This window comes from Streptomyces sp. NPDC002144 (assembly GCF_053593695.1).
The window spans coordinates 1-1,029 of the sequence record NZ_JBSFDB010000172.1 but is presented as its reverse complement, the minus strand read 5'-3'; the positions used below and the strand labels follow the sequence as shown (position 1 = coordinate 1,029).

The window sequence follows — 1,029 nt, the reverse complement described above, 5'->3', positions numbered from 1 at the left end:
AGTAATTATTAACTGAAAGAACTATTTAAGATTATTGAATTAAAATGTGAAATCATGATTTCTAATATTGATAATTGATAAATAAAGTGATACCATAAAATTCGTTATAAAGAACGACTGGGCTTTTATAGATTGTGAACTGCTTTTAAATTTAGTACATTAACTAAATTTACTATACTTGTTAGGAGTGAGTTATTTTGTAAATTTGCAAGTCATATTTCCAAATGTAGATTTAGGTATAATAGCTTCTTGTAATAATAAAAAAGCAGGTGATATTTTGTCTAAACGTATTGAAGAATTAGACTCAATTAGAGGTTTGGCGGCGTTAACAGTAGTTTTTCATCATATGTGGATGGTTAACCCCATTCTACCAATTATTTTTTCTTTATCTCCAGTAAGGATTGCGATTTATGGACATGCGGCAGTGATTTTATTTTTTTTATTAAAGCGGATTTGTATTATCGCTACCAATTTTATCACAGAGGAAAGAGTCGTATTATGGATACTTAATTAAAAGAATTTGCCGTATTTATATCCCTTATCTAGTCTCCTTGATTGTGGCAATTAGTTTAAGTATATTAATTAAAAATGGAAATGTTACAGGGCTCAGTGATTGGTTTAACCAATTTTGGGTTAGAGGGTTAGATTTAAAGATAGTAATAGAACATATACTGTTAATTGTTAATATCCATACTGATGCCTACAATACTGTTGTTTGGTCTTTAATTCATGAAATGAGGATTTCAATTATTTTCCCAATTATTATATTGTGTGTAATGAGGTGGAACTGGAAAATAAATCTAATAATTTGTTTTTGTCTGTCAACGGTTGGTGGCTTAAATGATGTATTCAGTTTTGAAGAAAGAAATGGGCATTACACATCTATTTTTGACACAATCCATTTTACATCTTTCTTTATCTTAGGGTCATTAATAGCTAAGTATCGATTATACTTAGTTGATACATATAAAAATTTGAAAAGGACTTATAAATGGGCTCTACTTTTTATAAGCATAGTTTGTTATGGAT

At 28.5% G+C, this 1,029-nt stretch carries 2 protein-coding genes; both read left to right on the top strand.

Going from position 1 to position 1,029, the window contains the following annotated elements:
- The first annotated feature begins 187 nt into the window (after positions 1–187).
- Positions 188–514, top strand: a complete 327-nt coding sequence (locus ACWCQ1_RS52145; protein ID WP_451030140.1) for a hypothetical protein — start codon at positions 188–190, stop codon at positions 512–514.
- Positions 471–1,029, top strand: a 559-nt coding sequence (locus tag ACWCQ1_RS52140) for an acyltransferase family protein (protein WP_451030141.1), incomplete at its 3' end; no start/stop codon positions are given. The genes ACWCQ1_RS52145 and ACWCQ1_RS52140, both read left to right, overlap by 44 nt.